The organism is Microbacterium sp. cx-55, assembly GCF_021117345.1.
GTDB lineage: Bacteria > Actinomycetota > Actinomycetes > Actinomycetales > Microbacteriaceae > Microbacterium.
Genome location: NZ_CP088261.1, coordinates 2,476,109 through 2,495,143 on the forward strand (window position 1 = coordinate 2,476,109; position 19,035 = coordinate 2,495,143).

Here is a 19,035-nt window from a genome sequence, read left to right on the forward strand (position 1 = left end):
ATCATGCCGCCCGGTCAGAATTCGAGCGGCGCTAGCGCCCCCTTGGCATCAACAGTCAGCACCCACATATCTCCCCGGTCGGTCGAGTCACATCCACCGGCAGCATATGGCGGCGAGCGGTGCCCCTCGGCGAACGACCACGCGATGGTGCTCTGCGGGCGGGGATGCGGATCAGCGCGCGGCGCGCGGCGTCTCTGGCGGCACGGCATCCAACAACTGCACGGTGTACGGATCGCGGGGCGCGCGGAAGACGTCGGCGGCCGGCGCCGCCTCCACGATCCGACCCCCTCGCAGCACGACGACGTCGTGGCTCATCTGCTGCACGATCGCCAGGTCATGCGCGATGAACAGGTACGTGAGCTGCTGCTCGTCCTGCAGACGCCGCAGCAAACGCAGCACCCGCGCTTGCACCGAGACGTCGAGGGACGCCGTGGCCTCGTCGAGAATGATGAGTTCCGGCTCGAGAGCCAATGCCCGAGCGATCGATACCCGCTGGCGTTGGCCCCCGGAGAGTTCATGCGGGAATCGGCCGACGAAGTCGGCCGGCAGATCGACCAACTCCAGCAGTTCGCCGACGCGACGCCCGCGCGACGCGGCACTCGCTCCGCCGAGGCGATGCACGCGCAGAGGTTCGGCGATGGCGTCACCGACGCTCCGACGCGGGTCGAGTGACGCGAACGGGTCCTGAAAGACCATCGCGATCCGGCGGCGGTCGCGTCTGCGCGCGCGCAGCAGGTCGGACCCGCCGAGTGTCGCAGACCCACTGTGCGGCGGCACAAGCCCCGTCAACGCGTTGGCGATCGTGGATTTCCCCGAACCCGATTCACCCACCAACGCCAACGTCGTCCCCCGGCGGACGGTGAACGACACATCGTCGACCGCACGGACCGTGCGGCGCCCCGTGGGCGTGCTCGTCGTGAAGCGCACGTCGAGCGCATCCACTTCCAGCAACGGCGGAGCGTCATGCCGGGGTTCCGGACCGGCACCCGCGATGATCCGAGGCCGCGCTTCGAGAAGCTCGCGGGTGTACGCGTGATCCGGCGCGGCATAGAGAGCACCGATCGAGCGTTGCTCGACCGCCCGCCCGTCGCGCAGGACCAGCACGTCGTCGGCGACTTGGCCGATGACGCCGAGGTCGTGGCTGATCCACACGACCGCCGTGCCGCGGTCCCGCTGGAGATCTCGGACCAGGGAGAGGATCTGCGCCTGCGTCGTCACATCGAGAGCCGTCGTCGGTTCGTCCGCGACCAGCAGATCGGGGTCGCAGGAGAGCGCGATCGCGATCATCGCGCGCTGGCGCTGCCCGCCCGAGAGCTGGTGCGGGTACGAGTCCACCCGCTCGTCCGGGTTCGGGAGACCGACCGCCTCGAGCAATTCGACCGCGCGCATCCGCGCCGCATGCCGACCGAGGCGACGATGAGTCTCGAGCGACTCGGAGATCTGGCGCCCGATCGTCAGGTACGGGTTCAGCGACGTGGACGGGTCCTGGAAGACGAAGCCGACCCGGCCGCCGTGCACCCGGCGCAACTGTGTCGCCGACGCACTCACCAGATCCAGCGGCGCCGTCCCCGGGTCGTCGACGCCGGGGCCGAGAAGGCTGCTGCCGGTGGCACGCGCACCCGGAACGTCGAGAAGGCCCGTCGCGGCCAGCACCGTCATCGTCTTACCCGAACCGGACTCGCCGACAATACCCAGCGTCTGTTCGCGCTCGACGGCGAAATCCACGCCGTGCACGATCTCGCGCGGCCCGACGGCAACCTTCAGGTCCCGGATGCTGAGGAGAGTCATCTGGTCCTCTTCGCTTCGATGAGGGTCCGCTGACGCGGATCGAGCACGTCCCGCAACCCGTCGCCCACGAGATTGAACGCGAGAGCGGTGACGAAGATCGCCGCCCCGGGGAAGACGCTCATCCACCATGCCTGCGTCAGAAACCCCTGCGCGGTGAAGAGCATGCCACCCCACGACGGCGACGGCGGCTGGATACCGAGGCCGAGGAAGGACAACGCCGCCTCGGACAGGATCGCGAAAGCGAGCGACAGCGACGTCTGCACCACGATCGGGCCCGCGATGTTCGGCAGCACGTGACGGTAGAGGATCCACGCAGCGGGGGTCCCCATCGTCTGCGAGACCTGGACGAAGGGCGACGTGCGCACCGAGAGGGCGCTGGCGCGCGAGACGCGGGCGAAGATCGGCGTGTAGACCACTCCGATCGCGATCATGGTCGTCAGCTGACCGGGTCGGAAGATCGCGACGATCGCGAGCGCCAGCAGAAGCACCGGGAACGCGAACATGACATCGACGACGCGCATGATGGCGGCATCCGTCCATCCGCCGCGGTAGCCGGCAACAGCCCCCAACCCCACCCCCACGACGAGCGCGAAGAGCACCGCGACCGCCGCGATGGACAGCGACGTCGAGCCGGCGGCGAGCACGCGAGAGAAGACATCTCGCCCGAGTTCGTCGGTACCGAACCAGTGCGCGCCGCTGGGCGGTGCGAGAGCGCCCGCGACGTCGATCTCGTTGATCCCGTAGGGCGCGATCCACGGCGCGAGAACGGAAGCGACGACGATGAGTGCCAGCACCGAGCCGCTGACGACGGAGATCGGGTTGGACAGGAACAAGCGCCCGGTGGACATCCGGGAACGCGGGCGCTCCACGGTGGGGAGGGCGATCGGGTCGACGGTCATAGCTACCTCACGAAACCCGGATCCTCGGGTCGGCGACCGCGTAGAGCGCATCGACAATGAGGTTCACGACGATGAACATGACGGCGACCAGGAGGACCGCGCCCTGGATGAGCGGGTAGTCGCGCGCGGCGACCGCCTCGTAGACGAGGCGACCGAGCCCCGGCCAGGCGAAGACGACCTCGACCACGACCACGCCACCGAGGATCGTCGCCAGCTGAATACCCGCGATCGTGAGGACGGGAACCAGAGCCCCGCGAACGATGTGGCGGAACGTGACCACGCGGGGCGAAAGCCCTTTGGACACCGCGGTGCGCACGTATCCCGACGAGGCGACATCGATGACGGCTGCGCGAATGTAACGGGTCATGATCGCCCCGGCCACCAGTCCGACCGTCAGCCCCGGGAGCGTCACCTGTCGCAGCCATCGGGCGGGGTCCTCAGTGAGCGGCGCATAACCGCTGGCCGGAAGCCAGCCGAGGGTCACCGAGAACAGAGAGATCAGCAGCATCCCGAGCCAGAAGTCCGGGATGGAGACACCGAACTGACTGGTCAGCCGCACCACCAGGTCGCTCACGCGCCCCTCTCGCAACGCCGACCAGATCCCCGCGGGAATCGCGATCACCAGGGCGATCAGGAGTCCGACCACCGCGAGCGACACCGTCGCGGGAAGACGTTCGAGCAGGGTCGTGGTGACCGGCTGGCCGTTGCGGAAGCTGACGCCCAGATCTCCGGTGACGGCGCTCCCGAGATAACCGAAGAACTGCTCCCAGAGCGGACGGTCGAGTCCGGATGCTGCACGCAGCGCCTCGTACGCCTCCGGCGTGTAGCGGGTGCCCAATGCGAGCCGGACCGGATCACCCGGGACGAGCTGGATGAGGGCGAAGACGACCACCAGCACCCCCAACAGGACGATCGCCGACGAGAGCAGACGAACGCCGAGAAACCGCGCGATGCGTGCGGGCTGAATCCTCATGCGTGGTCTGCTCTCGTCAACGATGGTCAGTCGGCCAGGGTGGTCTCACGGAACCGGATCGCTCGGTCCGCGCGCGTCTCGTAGCCGGTCACGCTCGGGGACCAGGCCTGAATGACGGACGGGTTGTAGAGGTAGATGTAGCTGGCCTCGTCGGCGATGATCGTCGCCGCCTGCCCGTAGAGATCCTTGCGGGTGGCCTGATCGGTCTCCACGCGAGCGGAGTCCAGCAGCTCGTCCACCTCGGGGTTCGAGTACTTCTGCGCGTTGCTCGTTCCGTCGGTGTGGTGCTGCGAGTAGTAGAAGTCGTCGGGATCGATGTTGCCGAGCCATCCCATCATGAGCATGTCGAAATTGCCGCTGTTCTGCTCGTCGAGCCACGTCGAGAAATCGGGCTGGCGGATCTCGACCGAGATTCCCAGGGGCTCGAGGTTCGCGGCGATGATCTGCGCGGCCGTTACCGTCTCGGGGTAGTCGCTCGTGGCGAGCATGTCGAGGGTTCCCCCGGTGAAGCCGGCTTCGTCGAGGAGCGCCTTCGCCTTGTCGAGGTCGGTCGAGTACCCGTCGTAGGACGTGTACCAGACGCTCTGTTCGGGGATCGCCAGCTGGTTCTCCGCGGCGGTGCCGTAGCTGACGGCCTGAAGGATGGCATCCCGATCGATGGCGTAGGCGATCGCTTGACGCACTCGCACGTCGTTCCACGGCGCCTTCGCCTCGTTGAGCGCCAGGTACCAGTAGTCGCTGGATGGCGTCACCCCGAGGTTCAACGCATCGTCGCTCTCGAGGTCGGTGACCTGCTGTGCCGGCACGACATCGGTCCAGTCGATGTCGCCCGCTTTCAGCGCCGCGATCGCCGTCGCGGGCTCGGAGATGAAGCGGTACTCGACCCCGCCGAGTGCCGGCGCGCCACCCCAGTAGTCGGGATTCGCCGTCAACGTGATGTGATCGCCGGAGGTGTACTCCGACACGGAGAAGGGGCCGGTGCCGACGGGAGCTGTGGTGATGTCGCCGGACTCGACGTTGGCCTGCTCCACGATCGCCATCCCCTTGAACCCGCCGAGGTTCGACAGCAGGTTGGGCGTGGGCTGTGCGACGGTGATGACGACCGTGCTGTCGTCGGGCGCGGCCACGTCGGTGACGGAGCTGAACTTCCAGGCATTGGAGAGCTGCTCGTCGATGATGCGGTCGTAGGAGTAGACGACGTCCTCACTGGTGAAGGCGGATCCGTCGTGGAAGGTCACGCCGCTGCGGAGAGTGAAGGTCCAGGTGAGCTGATCGTCGCTCACCTCCCAACTCTCGGCGAGCGCGGGCTGCATCTCGAGGTTCTCGTCGGGCTCGACGAGCGTGTCGAAGACGTTCTCGAGCACCTCGAACGAGAAGTAGGAGCTGGTCTTCTGCGGGTCGAGCTGGTCGGGCTCCCCGCCGATGGCGGCCACGAGAGTCCGGTCGCCGGAGGCACCGGTCGAGTCGCCGATGTCGACACCCTCTCCCGCGGAGCAGCCGGCGAGGGCGAGGGAGACGACGAGAATCGCCGCTCCGAATGCGGTGCGCTGGGACATGGTGTGCCTCTCGTGGGGTGAACAGATCATCATTTAGATGATGATTCGATCAGTATGTGCGAGCATGGGAGGCGAGACAAGCCCACGGTCATCTCGAAACAGAATCTTCACAAACGCCCGCCGCGACTCCGGTGAGCTGCCGGGCGGCACCGCAGAGGAGCAGCATGACCTTCACCGTCCTGGCCCGCGACCGCAACTCCGGTCTTCTCGGGGCAGCCACCGCGAGTAGATCGCTCGCCGCCGGCAACGCCGTGCTCGCGATCCGCCCCGGAGTCGGAGCGGTGGCCAGCCAGGCGTGGACCAATCGCTCGCTCCGTGGTCTGCTGCTCGACGAACTCGCCGCCGGGACGAGCGCACCGGATGCCGTCGAACGCATCCCCGCGTGGGATGAGCGCGCCGAGCTCCGCCAGGTCGCGGCGCTTCCCGCGACCGGACCGGGAGCGGCGCGGTCGGGCCGAGACGTCACCGAATGGGCGGGCCACATCGTGGGCACCGACATCGTCGTGGCCGGAAACTTCCTGTCGGGGCCGGATGTGCTGCCGGCGATGATCGCCCGCCTGGCGCAGATTCCGGAGATCGACGCCGCCGATCCCGAGCGAGCAGTCCTGTTCGCCCGCGAACTCGTCGCGGCTCTCACATCCGGGGAACGCGCCGGCGGAGATGCCCGCGGACGACAGAGCGCCGCGGTGCTCGTGGCCGCCGTCGACCACACGGACGACCTGAGCGTCGATCTGCGCGTCGACGATCATCTCGACCCGCTGCCCGAGCTGACCCGACTGGTCGCCCTTCGCGGCCTCGATCTCTCGGAGCGGATCAGCGCTCGAACGGAGTGACGGCGCCCACCACGACCGTGACACCGTCGTAGCCGTTCGCCCACCAGTGGGCCTCCGAGCATCCGTACGTCACGGTGTCGCCCGCGTTCAGCTCCACACGCCGATCGCCCTGCGCAACGATCAGCACGCCGCTTTCCACCGTCACCGTCTCGGTGCCGATGTGACGGAACGGATGCGGCTCATTGCTGAAGCCCGGCGGAAGAGTGGAGCGGATGAGCTGCAGCATCGACTCACCCCGCGGGGTCAGCAGCTCTCGCGTCGCCTGGGCCGAGAGCGGGATGTCGGCGGCGGGCGGCATGACATGGCGTTTGGCTGCCGTCACGACCGCGAGCTCACCCACGGGTTCGTCCAGCAGCTGCCCGGCCGGAACGCCGAGGGCAGCAGCGAGCCGATGAATGGACTGCAGCGAGGGATTTCCCATGCCGCGCTCGAGCTGGCTCACGAGTCCGAAGCTCACGCCCGCCTTCTCCGAGAGCGCCTGCACGCTCAGACCGAGGCGACGGCGTGCCTCGCGGACCGCCGCGCCGAGGGTCTCGACGGCGCGCGCCTCGTCGGGGTCGGTGTGTCGGGCCATATCCGCAACGATATCCACGCCATCCGGGGATGCGTGGCAATTCGCGTGACATCACGACGGTCCGGCGCGGGTGCGCGCGAAGCCCACCGCATCCCTCCCCCGCGCGCTACTGCTTCGGGGCCGGGCCCGTCGTGCGGCGCACGATCAACTCGACCGGGAGCATCTCGATCGAGGCGGGCATCGGCTTCTCGGATGCGGAGCTCATCTCCTGAATCTTCTCGATCAGCAGCTCGCAGGCGCGCACACCCATGTCGACCGCGGGCTGGCGAACCGTGGTGAGGCCCACCGCATCCGCCACTGCTCCATCGTCGAATCCAGTTATCGACATGTCGCCCGGCACATCGATCCCCGCTTCCCGCAGGCGCCGCAGGGCTCCCAGGGCCTGGTCGTCGTTGGCCGCGGCGATGCACGTGAACCGCAGCCCGCTCGCGAGCGCTTCGTCGACGAGCCGGTAGCCGGCGTCAGCGGTGAATTCTCCCCGGAGAACGAGCGCCTTCGGCAGCTTCTCCCGCACGCCGACGACCCGCTGCGACGACGACACCAGCGATTCCGGCCCGGCGATGACGAGCGCCCTCCGGTGCCCCAGAGACGCGAGGTGCTCGCCGATGAGCCGCCCGCCGTGCAGGTTGTCGGCGGTGACCGTCGGGATGGTGGTCGTGTCGGGCAGCTCCTCGTCGGCGATGACGACCGGGTAGTCGGCCGAGAGCGCGACGATCTCGCGGTCGAGCTGCTGGTTGTAGGCGAGGTGCACGATGCCGTCGACCGTGCCCTCGCGCACGAGATCCAGGTGACGGCGCGGAGCGTTCAGCGACACGCTGCAGATGATGACGCCGAGCCCGGCCGCCTCGGCCGCCCGCTCGACCCCCTTCGCGACGTGCGCGAAGTAGGAGATCGTGAGGTCGGGAACGACGAGGGCGATGAGTCCGCCGCGACCGTTCTTCAGCCGCCGCGCGGCCGACACCGGAACGTAGTCGTAGCGCTGGATCACGGCGTTCACCCGCTCTGCCGTGCGCGGGCTGACGGGTCGGTTGCCGGACAGAACGTGAGACACCGTCGTCACACTCACCCCGGCGATGCGCGCGATCTGCTGCATCGTCGGTCGGCGTTTTCGTTGCGCGTCCATCTCGCCCCCACTGGCTGATCGTGCAATCCGTTTGCACACCGAGTCTATCCGGCGGGATCGACGATCCTCCGGCTCTTGCGGGCGCGTGGTGTTTCCCCCGCATTTCACCGGGTGGAAGTTACTGTTTCGCGGCGCATGCGCCCGCATCCCGGTCCATATGATCGGTCGCGTGACCCTCTTGTCATCAAGTGCAAATCGTTTGGCATACCGGGAAGTGCGATGAAAGATCTGGATTTGGCCCGCGCGGCACAGCGCGTATCGGTGCCGGTCGTTGCGGTGATCGTGGCCTTGATCATCGGTGCGGCGCTGATCGCCGTGTCCGGTGCCTCCCCCGTCGAGGCGATCGGCGCGATCGGGCAGGCGGCCTTCACCTGCGCGCCGCAGTTCTGCAACTTCGCGACCGTGCTGACCACGGCGGCGCCGCTGATCATGACCGCCCTCGGCGCCGTGATGGTGCTTCGCGCGGGGCTGTTCAGCATCGGCCAGGAGGGCCAGTACGCGATGGGCGGCCTCGTCGCCGTCGCGATCGGCTACATGGTTCCGCTGCCCGGCGTCATCCACCCCATCGTGGCGCTGCTCGGCGGCGCGATCGCCGGCGCTCTCGTGGGCATCGTTCCGGCACTGTTCCGGGTCTACCTCGGCGCGAACGAACTGATCGTCAGCATCATCGTCAACTCGATGATCGCGCTGCTGCTGTCGTTCCTCGTGAACTACCCGATGCGCGAGGCCGGAGCGAGCACCTCGTTCACCCCGCAGATCGATGAGACCGCACGACTCGCGATCTTCGACCCGGCCACGAAGCTGGGCATGAACATCGTCATCGCGCTCGTCTTCGTCGTGCTCACCTACATCTACATGAGCCGCACGACCTGGGGCTATGAACAGCGGATGGCGGGCGAGGCGCCCGTGTTCGCGAGGTACTCCGGGATGCGAACGCGCACGGCCGTGATCCGCGCCGCAGCGCTGGGCGGCGCGCTCGCCGGCATCGGCGGCGGCATCCAGGTGCTCGGCATGAACTACCGCGTCATCGACGGGTTCATGGACGGCACCGGCTTCAACGGCCTCACCGCGGCGATCCTCGGTGGAACGACCGTCATCGGGTCCGGCATCGCGGCGATCGTCTTCGCCTCGATCTCGATCGGCGCGATCAACGGCCTGCAGATCCTGATGGGCATCCCGCGCGAGATCGGTTCGGTGATCCTCGCCTTCATGATCGTGCTCGTCGCCGTGCAGACTCCACTCGCGCACCGGCTCGAGCTGTGGCTGAGCAAACGACGCGGCGCGAAGGAGATCGAGCGACGGGCGGCGGAGAAACCACCGATCGACGAGCCGGATGACGGCGCGGAGACACCGCCGGTGTCCGCATCCACCGCCCCCGAATCGACCTCGGATGGAGCTCGCTGATGGACTTCCTCTCCTCCTTCCTCACGCCCGAGATGTTCTCGAACGGCGTGCGCCTCACGACGCCGATCCTCTTCGGGGCGATCGCGTCCGCCCTCAGCTCGCGCGCGGGCGTGCTGAACCTCGCGATCGAGGCGAAGATGCTCGTCGGCGCCTTCGTCGGCCTGATCGCGCTATCGATGTCGGGATCGTCGATCGTCGCGGTGATCGCCGCAGCCTTCGCCGGCGGCCTTACCGGCGCCATGATGGCGGGCGCCCACCGCATCGGCGTAGACCTCATCATCTTCGCGATCGGGCTGAACATGCTCTTCCTCGAGCTGTCGGTGTTCCTCATGCGCGTGCTCTTCGGCGGCACCGGCGTATGGAAGCCCGACGTGTCCACGCTGCCGAACATCCAGATCCCGATCCTCTCCGACATCCCGGTCATCAGCACGATGTTCAGCGGCTACAACGGGCTGGTCTACCTCGCGTTCCTGCTCGCGATCGTCTACGGACTGCTCTTCAAGTTCCGCTCGGGCCGGCACCTGCTCGCCGTCGGCGAGTCGCCCGCGGCCGCCCTGAGCGCGGGCGTCTCGGTGACGAAGGTGCAGACCTGGAGCCTCGTCGGCGCGGGCGCGATCGCGGCGCTCGGCGGCGCGTTCCTGACGGTCGGCGAGCTCGGCCTGTTCGCCCGCGACATGACCGAAGGGGCGGGCTGGATCGCGATCACGGCCGCTCTGCTCGCCATGAATCGACCGATCTTCATCGTTCCTGCGGCTCTCCTCTTCGGATTCTCGGATGCGGTCGCCATCCGCCTGCAGAGCACGACCGACCTGCCCAACGCCGTGGTCCAAGGCATCCCGATGATCGCCACGCTCGCGGTGCTCGGCATCGTCGGCTACCGCGGGGTGCGTCGCGCGCAGAGCTACCGTGCCTCGCGCACCACCCGAAAGCTCCGCGTCAAGACGGCGTGAGCGCCCCGATCCTGTTCCATCCCCGCACGAGTCCATCCCGCACCACACCACCCGAGGAGTTCGGAATGAAGCACAGCAGAAAAATCGTCACGATCGCGGCAGGCGCCGCGGCACTCGCCCTCACCCTGACCGCGTGCAGCGGATCGTCCTCCGGCGGAGCCACGACCGACAGCGGATCGGGCGACTACCTCGCCACCCTCGTCGGCGGCGTCGCGGGAGACCTCTCGTACACCGACTCGGCGATCTCCGGCCTGCAGCTGGCGGCCGACGAGCTCGGCGTGAAGACGAACCACATCGAAGCCCCGGATCCCGCACAGGGCGAGACGCTGCTGCGCTCGGCGATCCAGACCTCCCCCGACCTGCTGCTGAGCATCACGCTGCCGCTCGACACGGTCATCTCCATCGCCGAGCAGTACCCCGACCAGCTGATCGGCATGCCCGACCAGTCGAACGAGGACAAGGACATCCCCGACAACCTCGAGCTCTACGCCATCAACACCCACGAGGGCAGCTTCCTCGCGGGTCTCGTTGCCGGCACGATGTCGACCTCGAAGAAGGTCGGTCAGGTCGTCGGCGGCGACTCGCCCGCGCTGAACCAGTTCGCTTACGCCTACGAGCAGGGCGTCAAGGCCGCGTGCGACGACTGCACCGTACAGACGAGCTACCTCAACTTCGTGTTCGACGACCCGGCGCTCGGCAAGGCGACCGCGCTCGACATGATCAGCGACGGCGTCGACGTCATCTACCAGGTCGCGGGCGGCACCGGCACCGGCGTCATCGAGGCCGCGGAAGAGCAGGGCGTCTACGCGATCGGCGTCGACAGCAACCAGGATGACGTCGCCCCCGGCACCGTCATCACGTCGATGATGAAGCACGTCGATGCGAGCGTGCTCGAGATGATCAAGGCCGCGCAGGCGGGCGAGTTCACCTCCGGCGTCAAGCTCGTGGGCCTCTCCGAGGGCGCGACCGGACTGTCGTGGGACGAGGGTTCCACCACCTTCGCCGACGCGCACCCCGAGCTGGCCGACCAGATCGCCGCGGCCGAAGCGATCGTCGCGGAGTACCGTGCGACGATCCTCGACGGTTCGTACGAGGTCTGCGACGCACTGAACGCGCCCGACTCCGAGGCGTGCGCCTCGATCAGCTGATCGCACACCGGGGTGGTCGGCGCCGCGCGTCGATCACCCCGGTGACCATGTCGAACCGAGGGAGAGAGTGCAGACATGAGTGAGTTCCTGAGACTCGAAGGATTGCGGAAGTACTTCGCATCGTCGGGGGTGCTGGCCGTCGCCGACGTCTCGCTGTCCGTCAACGCGGGCGAGGTCGTCGCGCTCGTCGGTGAGAACGGTACGGGCAAGACAACGCTCATGAACCTGCTCTTCGGAGCCTTCCCTCTGGATGCGGGCCGCATCCTCATCGACGGCGAGGAGGTGCAGATCCGCGGCGCGCAGGATGCGATCTCGCGCGGAATCGGCATGGTGCAGCAGCACTTCGCCCTCGTGCCGAGCTTCACCGTCGCCCAGAACGTGCTCCTCGGCCGGGAGCTCACGAAAGGCGGCCGCGTCGATGACAAGGCCGCCGAAGAGTCGGTGCGCGAACTCGGGCGGCGTCTCGGCTTCCCGATCGAACCGACCGACGTGGTCGCGACACTTCCGATCGGTCTGCAGCAGCGCGTCGAGATCCTGAAGGCTCTCGCGGGCGACACTCGTCTGCTGATCCTGGACGAACCGACCGCGGTACTCACTCCGGCAGAGGCGCAGGAGCTCATCGTCGCCGTCCGCCACCTCGCCCGCTCCGGCACCGCGGTCGTCTTCATCAGCCACAAGCTCCCCGAGGTCATGGCCGTCGCCGACCGGGTCGTCGTCATGCGCCGCGGTCACGTCGTCGGCGACATGGCCGTCGCCGATGCCACGCCCGCCAAGATCGCGCGGCTCATGGTGGGCCGCGAGGTTCTCCTGCGTGCCGAGATCGCCGAGGTGGTGGCCGGTGACGCCGTGCTGGTCGCCGACAGCCTCGTCGCCCACCAGGTGAGCGCCGGCGACTCCGGTCTCGCCGGGGTGAGTCTGGACGTACGCGAACGGGAGATCGTCGGCATCGCCGGCGTGAGCGGCAACGGGCAGGGAAACCTCGTCGACGCGATCGCCGGCCTTCGGAAGGTCGATTCCGGTGCCGTCACGATCGCCGGCAAAACGGTGACAAACCGCGGGCCGAGGTTCGCGCGCGCCGCGGGCCTCGCCCACATCGCCGAGGACCGCATGCACGTCGGACTCAACCGCGAGGCGACGCTGTCGGAGAACGCTGTCTCGGTGGCCTACCGCTCGGAACGCTTCTCGCGCTTCGGGTTTCTCCGCGGCCGGGCGATCTACGAGTTCGCCCGCGAGGTCATCGAGGACTACATCGTGCGAGGCGGCGCGCCACGGCGGGTGATCGGCAGCCTCTCCGGCGGCAATCTGCAGAAGATCGTGATCGGCCGCGAGCTCGACGGGAACCCGGCACTGATCATCGCGAATCAACCGACCCGCGGCTTGGACGTCGGAAGTATCGAGTTCGTGCACCAGGCGTTGCTGGATGCGCGACGGCGCGGCGCCGGAGTGCTGCTCGTGTCGGCCGAGCTCGACGAGATCATGACGCTCGCCGACCGGATCTTCGTCATCTACGACGGGGCGATCACCGGACCGTTCGCTCGCGGCGAGCTCAGCAACGTCGAGATCGGCGCGCTCATGGCCGGCCAGAGCACGGGAGACGCCCACGACGGCGGCGACCTGCTCGACGCCACCGAGGCGGTCGCCCCGTGACGACGACCATCGTCGCCGACCACGTGGTCGTCGGGGGCACGACAGCGGACGTTCTCGAGCCCGGAGTCGTCGTCGTCGACGCCGGCGTGATCGTTTCGGTCGAGCGCGTCACCGGTGCACGTCCCCGTGGACCCGAGGTCGTCGACCTCGGCGCGAGTGTTCTCCTGCCCGGGCTCGTGAACGCGCATGCCCACGCTCCGATGATGCTGTTGCGCGGGGTCTCGGAAGGGCACTCTCTGCTCACCTGGGAAGGATGGCTCGGCGCGATCCGCGCGAAGGAGCTGCATCTGACTCCCGACATGCTCACCGCATCCGCGCTCGTCGGCTGCGCCGAGATGATCGGCTCGGGAACGACGTCGTTCGCCGACCAGTACCTGTTCGCGGAGTCGTACGTCGAGGCGATCGAATCCACCGGAGTGCGCGCCACCGTGGCCTACGGCATCGTCGACATGGGCGACGATGAGCGCCGCGACCGGTCGCTCGTCGCGGCGGAGGCGTTCGTCGCCGAACCCGGCACCGACCTGGTCGACCGTTGGATCGGCCCGCACGCCTTCTTCGTCGACAACCGGATCGACACGGTACGCGCCGAGTTCGCGCTCGGGCGCCGGTACGGCGTCGGGCTGCACGCGCACTACGCGACCTCCACCGAGGAAGACGACGTCTGCGAGCAGCAGTTCGACCGTTCCGCGCTCGGGATGCTGCGGGAACTCGGCATCGCCGACGTGCCTGTGCTCCTCGCCCACGCGAACGACGTCCGGCGGGACGACCTCGATCTGCTCGCGGGCACGAAGGCGAGCCTCGTCATCGCCGCGAGCGTCGCCATGATCAGCGGGGCGCACGCCGCGCCGGTGCGGGCTGCGCTCGACGCGGGGGTGAACGTCGTGATCGGCACCGACAACGTCTGCGGAAACAACAACGCCGACATGTTCGAAGAGCTGCGCACGCTCGGCAAACTCGCCGCCTTCGCCGAACAGCGCCCTAACCCGATCACACCGATCGAACTGCTCGGGATGGCCACCTGGCGCGCGCGCGATGCGATGGGCGGAGCGGCCGGAGACGGCACGATCACCCCCGGCGCGATCGCCGACCTGATCGCGCTGCCCGTCGCGGCGCTGCATCGCGGACCCGTCGGCGCTCAATCCGTGCACTCGGCGCTCGTCTACGGCGCATCCGGCTTCGACACGACCCACGTCATGACGGCGGGGCGCTGGCTCAAGCGTGACGGCGAGCTGGTGACGATCGACCTGCCTGCGGCGCTCGCCCAGCGGCAGATCGACTTCGACACCCTCATGGCCCGCGTCGTCGCGGCGGCCTGACCCACCCCGAGCATCGCGTCGGGCGAGCCCCGGCGAATACCCCCAGAAGAGGAGCAACACCATGCCCGTTCCCCACGCACAGGACCCCTGGACCCGCGTCACCTCCGTTCGCGGCTACGCCGCCGACGAGCTCATCTCCACGCTGCAGAAGTCGATCCGTCGCGGCGACGCGCGCCTGGCGATGCTCGTCGGCCGCGAGATGTACGAGACGAGCGCCGAGCTCGAGGCCGTCATGTGGTCGCGCCTGTCGGTGATCTCCGCCGAAGACGTCGGCGACGGCAGCTACCAGGAACCGGTCGTCATCAACGCCCTGTTCCAGATGCACGAGCGCATGGAACGCGCCGCCGGCGACCGCTGGCTGTTCGCGGTGCACGCGATCCGTTTCCTCGCCGACCGGGTCAAGGACCGCACCTCCGACGAGTGGGCCAACCTCGTGCTGCACCTCATCGACGCCGAGGAGCACCCGTTCGAGATCCCCGAGTACGCGCTCGACGTGCACACGCGCCGCGGCCAGGAAGCGGGGCGCGACGTGGACGGATTCTGGGCCGACGGATCGAAGCTCGAGAACGAACGCGTCGGACGGGACACCCGCATCCGGGACGAGATCATCCGCATCCGCGCGGCCGGCACCTGGCGCGGCTGAACCACACCCCGGGTGGGCTGATGCCGACGAGCGTCAGTCCCACCCGGGGATGAGCGTCTCGACGCGAATCCGCTCCAGAAGCTCTCGGGGGCCGAAGGCGGCCTCGAGGGCGTTGATGGTCGACGCCCTCAGCTGCGCGTGCGTCCAGCCGAACTCCCGCACGACAGCGCGCATCTCCCCCGTCACGCTCGTCTCGCTGAGCATGCGGTTGTCGGGGTGCAACGACACCCGGATGCCCGCCGCCGCCAGCAGCGCCACGGGATGCTGCGCGAGGCTCGCCACCACCGACCCCTCGGAGTTCGAGGTCGGGCACACCTCCAGCACGATGCCCGCGTCGCGGATGCGCGTCGCGACCGGGCCGAGCGCGAGCGACGCGGGGTCTGCACCATCCGCCCGCCACGCGGCGACCGCGGTGTGCACGTCGCGTGCCTCGCCCGCGACGGCGATGTCTTCGACCAGCCGCGCGCCGTGCCCGATCCGCTCCGCCGCGCACGTCGCGATGGCGTCCGCGATACTCGCGGCGCCGTCTGCCTCGCCCGCATGAACGGTGCGCCGGATGCCGCGCGCCGCGGCGCGCTGGAACGCATCCGCGTGATCGCGGGCGGGGTGTCCTTCCTCGTGGCCGGCGAGATCGATGCCCACGACGCCGAGATCGGCGCCGGCTGCGGCCGCGTCGACCACCTCATCGCCGACCGCACCGGTGCGCATGATCGACAGGATCTGACGCACCTCGACGGAGTGGCCGAGCGCGCGCACGTCGCGCATTCCGAGTTCGAGGCCGTCCCAGACCGCCGCGACGGCCTCATCCATACGGAGGCCCGCCGCGCGGTGCTTTTCCGGCGCCCACCGGGTCTCGGCATAGACGACGCCATCGGCGGCGAGCGTGTGCACGTACTCGCGGGCGACGCGGCGCAGCTGCGCGCTCGTCTGCATGACCGACGTGCTGAGCCCGAACAGATCCTCCCAATCGCGACCCGGCTCGACCGTGCCGAAGTTGCGCAGCCAGAACTGGAGCTCGCCCGGCTCCGTGCGCGGCAGGGGCACGCCCGCGTCGGTCGCGAGCTCGATCAGGGTCTCCGGCCGCAGGGAGCCGTCGAGATGGTCGTGCAGGGCGATCTTCGGGAGCGTGACCAGCGGATCGTTCGCGTCGATCCAGGTCGTCGGGTGGCTCATCTGTGCTCCGATCCCGGGGATACCGGTCCGATATGCGAACGGCGGATCGCGTGGCCCGCGAGGTCTGCGGCGACCGCGGTGAGCGACTGACCGGCCACGGCGGGAAGGAGATGGCCCTGCACCGCGTCGAGGCCTGACCACCGGTCGATGGACGCCCCGCCGCCGAGGGCGCCGCAGAACGCGCCGACGAACGCCGGCAGAGAGTCGGCCTTGCGCGAGATCGTCAGCGACAGCGGAATGCCCTGCGCCGCCGCGCCGCCCGCGAGCATCGTGATCGCCACGGCGAGCGGAAGCGTCTCCGCGGCCGTTCCCGCGTGCGAGTAGAGCCTCGGACTCAACGCGTCGATGAGCGCGGGGATCGCATCGAACCCGCCCGTGACCTCGCGCGCGATCTCCTGCGCGGTCGCCAGCCCCGCCGCGAGCCAGCTTCCCGACGCGATCTGCCGCCGCGCGACATCCACCGCGGTCTCGAAGGCAGAACCCGTGACGGCCATCGCCACGACGACCGCCGCGAACGCCGCCGCATCCGCCCCGTCTCCTGCGTGCGTGATGCGGGCATAGCTCCGTGCCGCATCTGCCGCGGCCACCGCATCCCCCGCGTACGCGATCCCAAAGGATATTCCGGCCGGAACCGCCGCGTCATCGTCGGCCGCCGGGTTGTCGTTCCCGGTGCGCGGCGGGGTGAGGCCCCAGGCCGCGTTGCGCTCAGCGCTTCTCGCGGCCACCCCGAGCCACGCATCCTCGCCCGCGTGGAACGCGAGCCACTGCGCGAACAGCTCCGTGTCGCGACCGTCCGGGTCCGCATCCTGGACGGCGAGGAGACTCCGCGCCGCGGCCACCGCCTCTTCCGTGTCGTCGGTCGGCGAGACCCCGCGCGCGTTGTCGAGCGTCGGGGTGAACGGCAGCAGCGGCCGGCTCACCCGCTGCAGGTCGAGGTCGGCGCTGCCGGCCCACAGGCGGCCCCGCACCCACGGCGTGCGAACGCTCCGGTGCACGTCGGCGGGGGCGCCCAGCGCGTCGCCGATCGCGAGCCCGAACAGGGTGTCCGTGGCGCGCGCGTGGACCATCGCTTCATCGAGCATGCGCTGCCTCCGCGAGCCGGTCGGCCAGGTCGAACAGGTCGGCGCCGCGCGTCGCCGTGATGCACACGCCGGCGACGCGGCGGACTCGAGCGGGCCATTCCTCGGGAACCGCGGCCATGCCGTGGATCGCCCCGCAGATCGCTCCGGCCATCGCCGCGATCGTGTCGGAGTCGCGACCCATGTTCACGCCCGCGAGCACCGTGCGTCGCAGATGGCCCTCGTGGGCGGCGATCAGCCCGAAGGTGAACGCGACCGCTTCGGGCGCCGCATCCGCCCACGGGTAATGCCGGAGCGGCAAGGCCGCTGACAGAGCCTGCTCGGCGCGCTCCGCGTCCGGTGCCGCCGCTACCAGGTCGAGCGCACGCGCGATGGTCCTTGCCGTCCACGAGTCGGCGGGGATCGCCGCGACACCGGCAGCGAGCGCCGCGTCCCACGATGCGCCGCCCGCACCCGCGGCGACGGATGCGGCGACCGCCTGCGCGGCGAGCACCCCGTCACCCGAGTGGCTCACGGTGGCGTCGACCGCGGCGAGCCGCGCCGCTTCCGCCGGGTCACCGGGGCACAGCAGCCCGAGCGGGGCGATGCGCATCGCGGCGCCGTCGCTCCACCGCTCGTAGCTGCGTATCCCGCTGTCGGGCGGACGAAGACCCGCCGACAGACCCGCGAGCGCGACGATCTCCGAGAAGCCCGCACCAGAGAACCCGCCGTCCTGCACGGCGAGGGCATCGAGCCACAGGTCGGCGACATCACCGGAGGTCATCGAGCGTCCGTGCGCGAGCGCCGCCATCGCCGTCAGCACCGCGTACTCGGTGTCGTCGGTGCCCGCAGCGTCGGCCGTGAGGAACGTGTCGACGAAGCCGAAGGTCTCGGCGATCTGCTCCCGGCTCATCCCCTCGGTCGGCGCGCCCAGTGCATCGCCCGCGGCGAGCGCGAGCAGGCACGCGCGGGTGCGGTCGGCGTAGGTCATCGGGCGGGCTCCGAGATCGATCGGTCGTGACGTTGGTGCGAGCATACGACAAATCGTTTTGGGTCGACATAATGAACCATGCGAACTCGATCCGTGATCTTCGACACCGACCTCGGCACGGACGTGGACGACGCCCTCGCGCTGGCCGTGCTCTTCGGAGAACCGTCGGTCGACCTCCGCGCCGTGACCACCGTCTACGGCGACACCCTGCTGCGGGCCCGCCTCGCATCTCGCTACGCACGGCTGGCCGGTCGCGAGGTGCGGGCGTACGCCGGCACCGGCCCCACGCTCTCGGGACGAGAGGTGTGGTGGGCCGGTCACGAGGGCACGCTGCACGAGCGTCTCGAAGAAGAACCCGTAGCGCCGGGCGATGCCGTCGACGTTCTGATCGAGACCGTGCTCGCGAACCCCGGCGAGATCGACGTCGTCGCGGTCGGCCCCCTCACCAACATCGCCGCCGCGATCGAACGGCACGGCGACTTCGCCGGAGCGGTGCGGCACCTCTGGCTCATGGGCGGCGGATTCGCCAGCGATGAGCCGGAGCACAACTTCCGCAGCGACGTCACCGCCACGCAGCGGGTACTCGGCGCCCGCATCCCGACGACGATCGCGACGCTCGATGCCACCCGGCGGGTGCAGCTGCGCGCCGAACAGATAGACGAGATCGCCGGTAGCGGGCCGCTCGGCACCGCGCTGCAGCGCGACATCCACCAGTGGTGGGCGTTCTGGAACGAGACGTGGAACGTACCGCACGACCCGGTGACGGTGCTCGCGCTCACCCGGCCCGAGTTGTTCACGCTGTCCGCGCCGGGGAACGTGACGGTGTCCGCATCCGGCGTCTCGACCTTCGTCCCGGATGCGGCCGGCACCACCCGGTGGATCGTCGAGCTCGAGGAGGGCGCCGTGGCCCGCGCGATCGTTGACGGCGTGGTCGCGGCGCAGGGCTGAGCGGCGCGGGG

General features: G+C 69.3%; 17 protein-coding genes. 8 read left to right on the plus strand and 9 right to left on the minus strand.

Features of this window, described 5'->3' with window-relative positions:
- Positions 1-171 precede the first annotated feature (171 nt).
- From LQ938_RS11690 to LQ938_RS11705, 4 genes are read right to left on the minus strand one after another with little or no spacing between them, the layout of a single operon-like run.
- Positions 172-1,788, minus strand: a complete 1,617-nt coding sequence (locus tag LQ938_RS11690) for a dipeptide ABC transporter ATP-binding protein (RefSeq protein ID WP_223722893.1) — start codon at positions 1,786-1,788, stop codon at positions 172-174.
- Positions 1,785-2,687 (minus strand): ABC transporter permease, encoded by a 903-nt coding sequence (locus tag LQ938_RS11695; RefSeq protein ID WP_223722892.1) that lies wholly within the window; start codon positions 2,685-2,687, stop codon positions 1,785-1,787. The genes LQ938_RS11690 and LQ938_RS11695 overlap by 4 nt, the downstream gene beginning before the upstream one ends.
- A 7-nt stretch (positions 2,688-2,694) precedes the next feature.
- Positions 2,695-3,660 carry an ABC transporter permease gene (locus LQ938_RS11700; protein ID WP_223722891.1) on the minus strand — a complete coding sequence of 322 codons (966 nt, stop codon included), beginning with the start codon at positions 3,658-3,660 and terminating at the stop codon, positions 2,695-2,697.
- A gap of 26 nt (positions 3,661-3,686) precedes the next feature.
- Positions 3,687-5,216 (minus strand): ABC transporter substrate-binding protein, encoded by a 1,530-nt coding sequence (locus tag LQ938_RS11705; RefSeq protein ID WP_223722890.1) that lies wholly within the window; start codon positions 5,214-5,216, stop codon positions 3,687-3,689.
- 164 nt (positions 5,217-5,380) lie between these two features.
- Between LQ938_RS11705 and LQ938_RS11710 the strand changes: the two genes are divergently transcribed.
- A complete protein-coding gene (locus LQ938_RS11710) occupies positions 5,381-6,049 on the plus strand; it encodes a DUF1028 domain-containing protein (RefSeq protein WP_223722889.1) in 669 nt (222 codons plus the stop codon).
- Here the strand turns inward: LQ938_RS11710 and LQ938_RS11715 are convergent.
- Together LQ938_RS11715 and LQ938_RS11720 are read right to left on the minus strand one after the other, a co-directional pair.
- A complete protein-coding gene (locus tag LQ938_RS11715) occupies positions 6,030-6,623 on the minus strand; it encodes a helix-turn-helix domain-containing protein (protein WP_223722888.1) in 594 nt (197 codons plus the stop codon). The two genes, LQ938_RS11710 and LQ938_RS11715, sit on opposite strands and share 20 nt — an antisense overlap.
- A gap of 106 nt (positions 6,624-6,729) precedes the next feature.
- Complete coding sequence (locus LQ938_RS11720; protein WP_331275719.1) at positions 6,730-7,893, minus strand: LacI family DNA-binding transcriptional regulator; 1,164 nt, start codon at positions 7,891-7,893, stop codon at positions 6,730-6,732.
- Positions 7,894-7,965: 72 nt separating this feature from the next.
- On the opposite strand from LQ938_RS11720, the gene LQ938_RS11725 reads away from it, so the two are divergent.
- The 6 genes from LQ938_RS11725 to LQ938_RS11750 all read left to right on the plus strand — a co-directional run bounded on the left by LQ938_RS11725 (position 7,966) and on the right by LQ938_RS11750 (position 14,854).
- On the plus strand, positions 7,966-9,150 hold the full coding sequence (locus LQ938_RS11725; protein ID WP_223722887.1) for an ABC transporter permease: 1,185 nt from the start codon (positions 7,966-7,968) through the stop codon (positions 9,148-9,150).
- Positions 9,150-10,100, plus strand: coding sequence for an ABC transporter permease (locus tag LQ938_RS11730; protein WP_223722886.1), 951 nt, complete (start codon positions 9,150-9,152; stop codon positions 10,098-10,100). Before LQ938_RS11725 ends, LQ938_RS11730 begins: the two co-directional genes overlap by 1 nt.
- Positions 10,101-10,165: 65 nt before the next feature.
- Positions 10,166-11,248, plus strand: coding sequence for a BMP family ABC transporter substrate-binding protein (locus LQ938_RS11735; protein ID WP_223722885.1), 1,083 nt, complete (start codon positions 10,166-10,168; stop codon positions 11,246-11,248).
- A 75-nt stretch (positions 11,249-11,323) separates the two neighbouring features.
- Positions 11,324-12,895, plus strand: a complete 1,572-nt coding sequence (locus tag LQ938_RS11740; RefSeq protein WP_223722884.1) for an ABC transporter ATP-binding protein — start codon at positions 11,324-11,326, stop codon at positions 12,893-12,895.
- A complete protein-coding gene (locus LQ938_RS11745; RefSeq protein ID WP_223722883.1) occupies positions 12,892-14,211 on the plus strand; it encodes an amidohydrolase family protein in 1,320 nt (439 codons plus the stop codon). The genes LQ938_RS11740 and LQ938_RS11745 overlap by 4 nt, the downstream gene beginning before the upstream one ends.
- A gap of 61 nt (positions 14,212-14,272) precedes the next feature.
- On the plus strand, positions 14,273-14,854 hold the full coding sequence (locus LQ938_RS11750) for a hypothetical protein (protein ID WP_223722882.1): 582 nt from the start codon (positions 14,273-14,275) through the stop codon (positions 14,852-14,854).
- Positions 14,855-14,887: 33 nt separating this feature from the next.
- Here the strand turns inward: LQ938_RS11750 and LQ938_RS11755 are convergent, their stop codons facing one another.
- The 3 genes from LQ938_RS11755 to LQ938_RS11765 are packed head-to-tail and all read right to left on the minus strand — an operon-like array spanning position 14,888 to position 18,121.
- A complete protein-coding gene (locus LQ938_RS11755; RefSeq protein WP_223722881.1) occupies positions 14,888-16,027 on the minus strand; it encodes an adenosine deaminase family protein in 1,140 nt (379 codons plus the stop codon).
- A complete protein-coding gene (locus LQ938_RS11760) occupies positions 16,024-17,109 on the minus strand; it encodes an ADP-ribosylglycohydrolase family protein (protein ID WP_223722880.1) in 1,086 nt (361 codons plus the stop codon). Before LQ938_RS11760 ends, LQ938_RS11755 begins: the two co-directional genes overlap by 4 nt.
- Entirely contained in the window at positions 17,099-18,121 is a 1,023-nt protein-coding gene (locus LQ938_RS11765; protein ID WP_223722879.1) for an ADP-ribosylglycohydrolase family protein, read from the minus strand. Before LQ938_RS11765 ends, LQ938_RS11760 begins: the two co-directional genes overlap by 11 nt.
- A 33-nt stretch (positions 18,122-18,154) precedes the next feature.
- Here LQ938_RS11765 and LQ938_RS11770 point away from each other — a divergent pair, with 33 nt between their 5' ends.
- Positions 18,155-19,024, plus strand: a complete 870-nt coding sequence (locus LQ938_RS11770; RefSeq protein ID WP_223722878.1) for a nucleoside hydrolase — start codon at positions 18,155-18,157, stop codon at positions 19,022-19,024.
- Positions 19,025-19,035 lie beyond the last annotated feature (11 nt).

Excerpts from the sequence above, each read along its gene's own strand:
- LQ938_RS11690 (WP_223722893.1), bottom strand. The coding sequence starts at position 1,788 with ATGACTCTCCTCAGCATCCGGGACCTGAAGGTTGCCGTCGGGCCGCGC.
- LQ938_RS11695 (WP_223722892.1), bottom strand. The coding sequence starts at position 2,687 with ATGACCGTCGACCCGATCGCCCTCCCCACCGTGGAGCGCCCGCGTTCC.
- LQ938_RS11700 (WP_223722891.1), bottom strand. The coding sequence starts at position 3,660 with ATGAGGATTCAGCCCGCACGCATCGCGCGGTTTCTCGGCGTTCGTCTG.
- LQ938_RS11705 (WP_223722890.1), bottom strand. The coding sequence starts at position 5,216 with ATGTCCCAGCGCACCGCATTCGGAGCGGCGATTCTCGTCGTCTCCCTC.
- LQ938_RS11710 (WP_223722889.1), top strand. The coding sequence starts at position 5,381 with ATGACCTTCACCGTCCTGGCCCGCGACCGCAACTCCGGTCTTCTCGGG.
- LQ938_RS11715 (WP_223722888.1), bottom strand. The coding sequence starts at position 6,623 with ATGGCCCGACACACCGACCCCGACGAGGCGCGCGCCGTCGAGACCCTC.
- LQ938_RS11720 (WP_331275719.1), bottom strand. The coding sequence starts at position 7,893 with ATGCGGGCGCATGCGCCGCGAAACAGTAACTTCCACCCGGTGAAATGC.
- LQ938_RS11725 (WP_223722887.1), top strand. The coding sequence starts at position 7,966 with ATGAAAGATCTGGATTTGGCCCGCGCGGCACAGCGCGTATCGGTGCCG.
- LQ938_RS11730 (WP_223722886.1), top strand. The coding sequence starts at position 9,150 with ATGGACTTCCTCTCCTCCTTCCTCACGCCCGAGATGTTCTCGAACGGC.
- LQ938_RS11735 (WP_223722885.1), top strand. The coding sequence starts at position 10,166 with ATGAAGCACAGCAGAAAAATCGTCACGATCGCGGCAGGCGCCGCGGCA.
- LQ938_RS11740 (WP_223722884.1), top strand. The coding sequence starts at position 11,324 with ATGAGTGAGTTCCTGAGACTCGAAGGATTGCGGAAGTACTTCGCATCG.
- LQ938_RS11750 (WP_223722882.1), top strand. The coding sequence starts at position 14,273 with ATGCCCGTTCCCCACGCACAGGACCCCTGGACCCGCGTCACCTCCGTT.
- LQ938_RS11755 (WP_223722881.1), bottom strand. The coding sequence starts at position 16,027 with ATGAGCCACCCGACGACCTGGATCGACGCGAACGATCCGCTGGTCACG.
- LQ938_RS11760 (WP_223722880.1), bottom strand. The coding sequence starts at position 17,109 with ATGCTCGATGAAGCGATGGTCCACGCGCGCGCCACGGACACCCTGTTC.
- LQ938_RS11765 (WP_223722879.1), bottom strand. The coding sequence starts at position 18,121 with ATGCTCGCACCAACGTCACGACCGATCGATCTCGGAGCCCGCCCGATG.
- LQ938_RS11770 (WP_223722878.1), top strand. The coding sequence starts at position 18,155 with ATGCGAACTCGATCCGTGATCTTCGACACCGACCTCGGCACGGACGTG.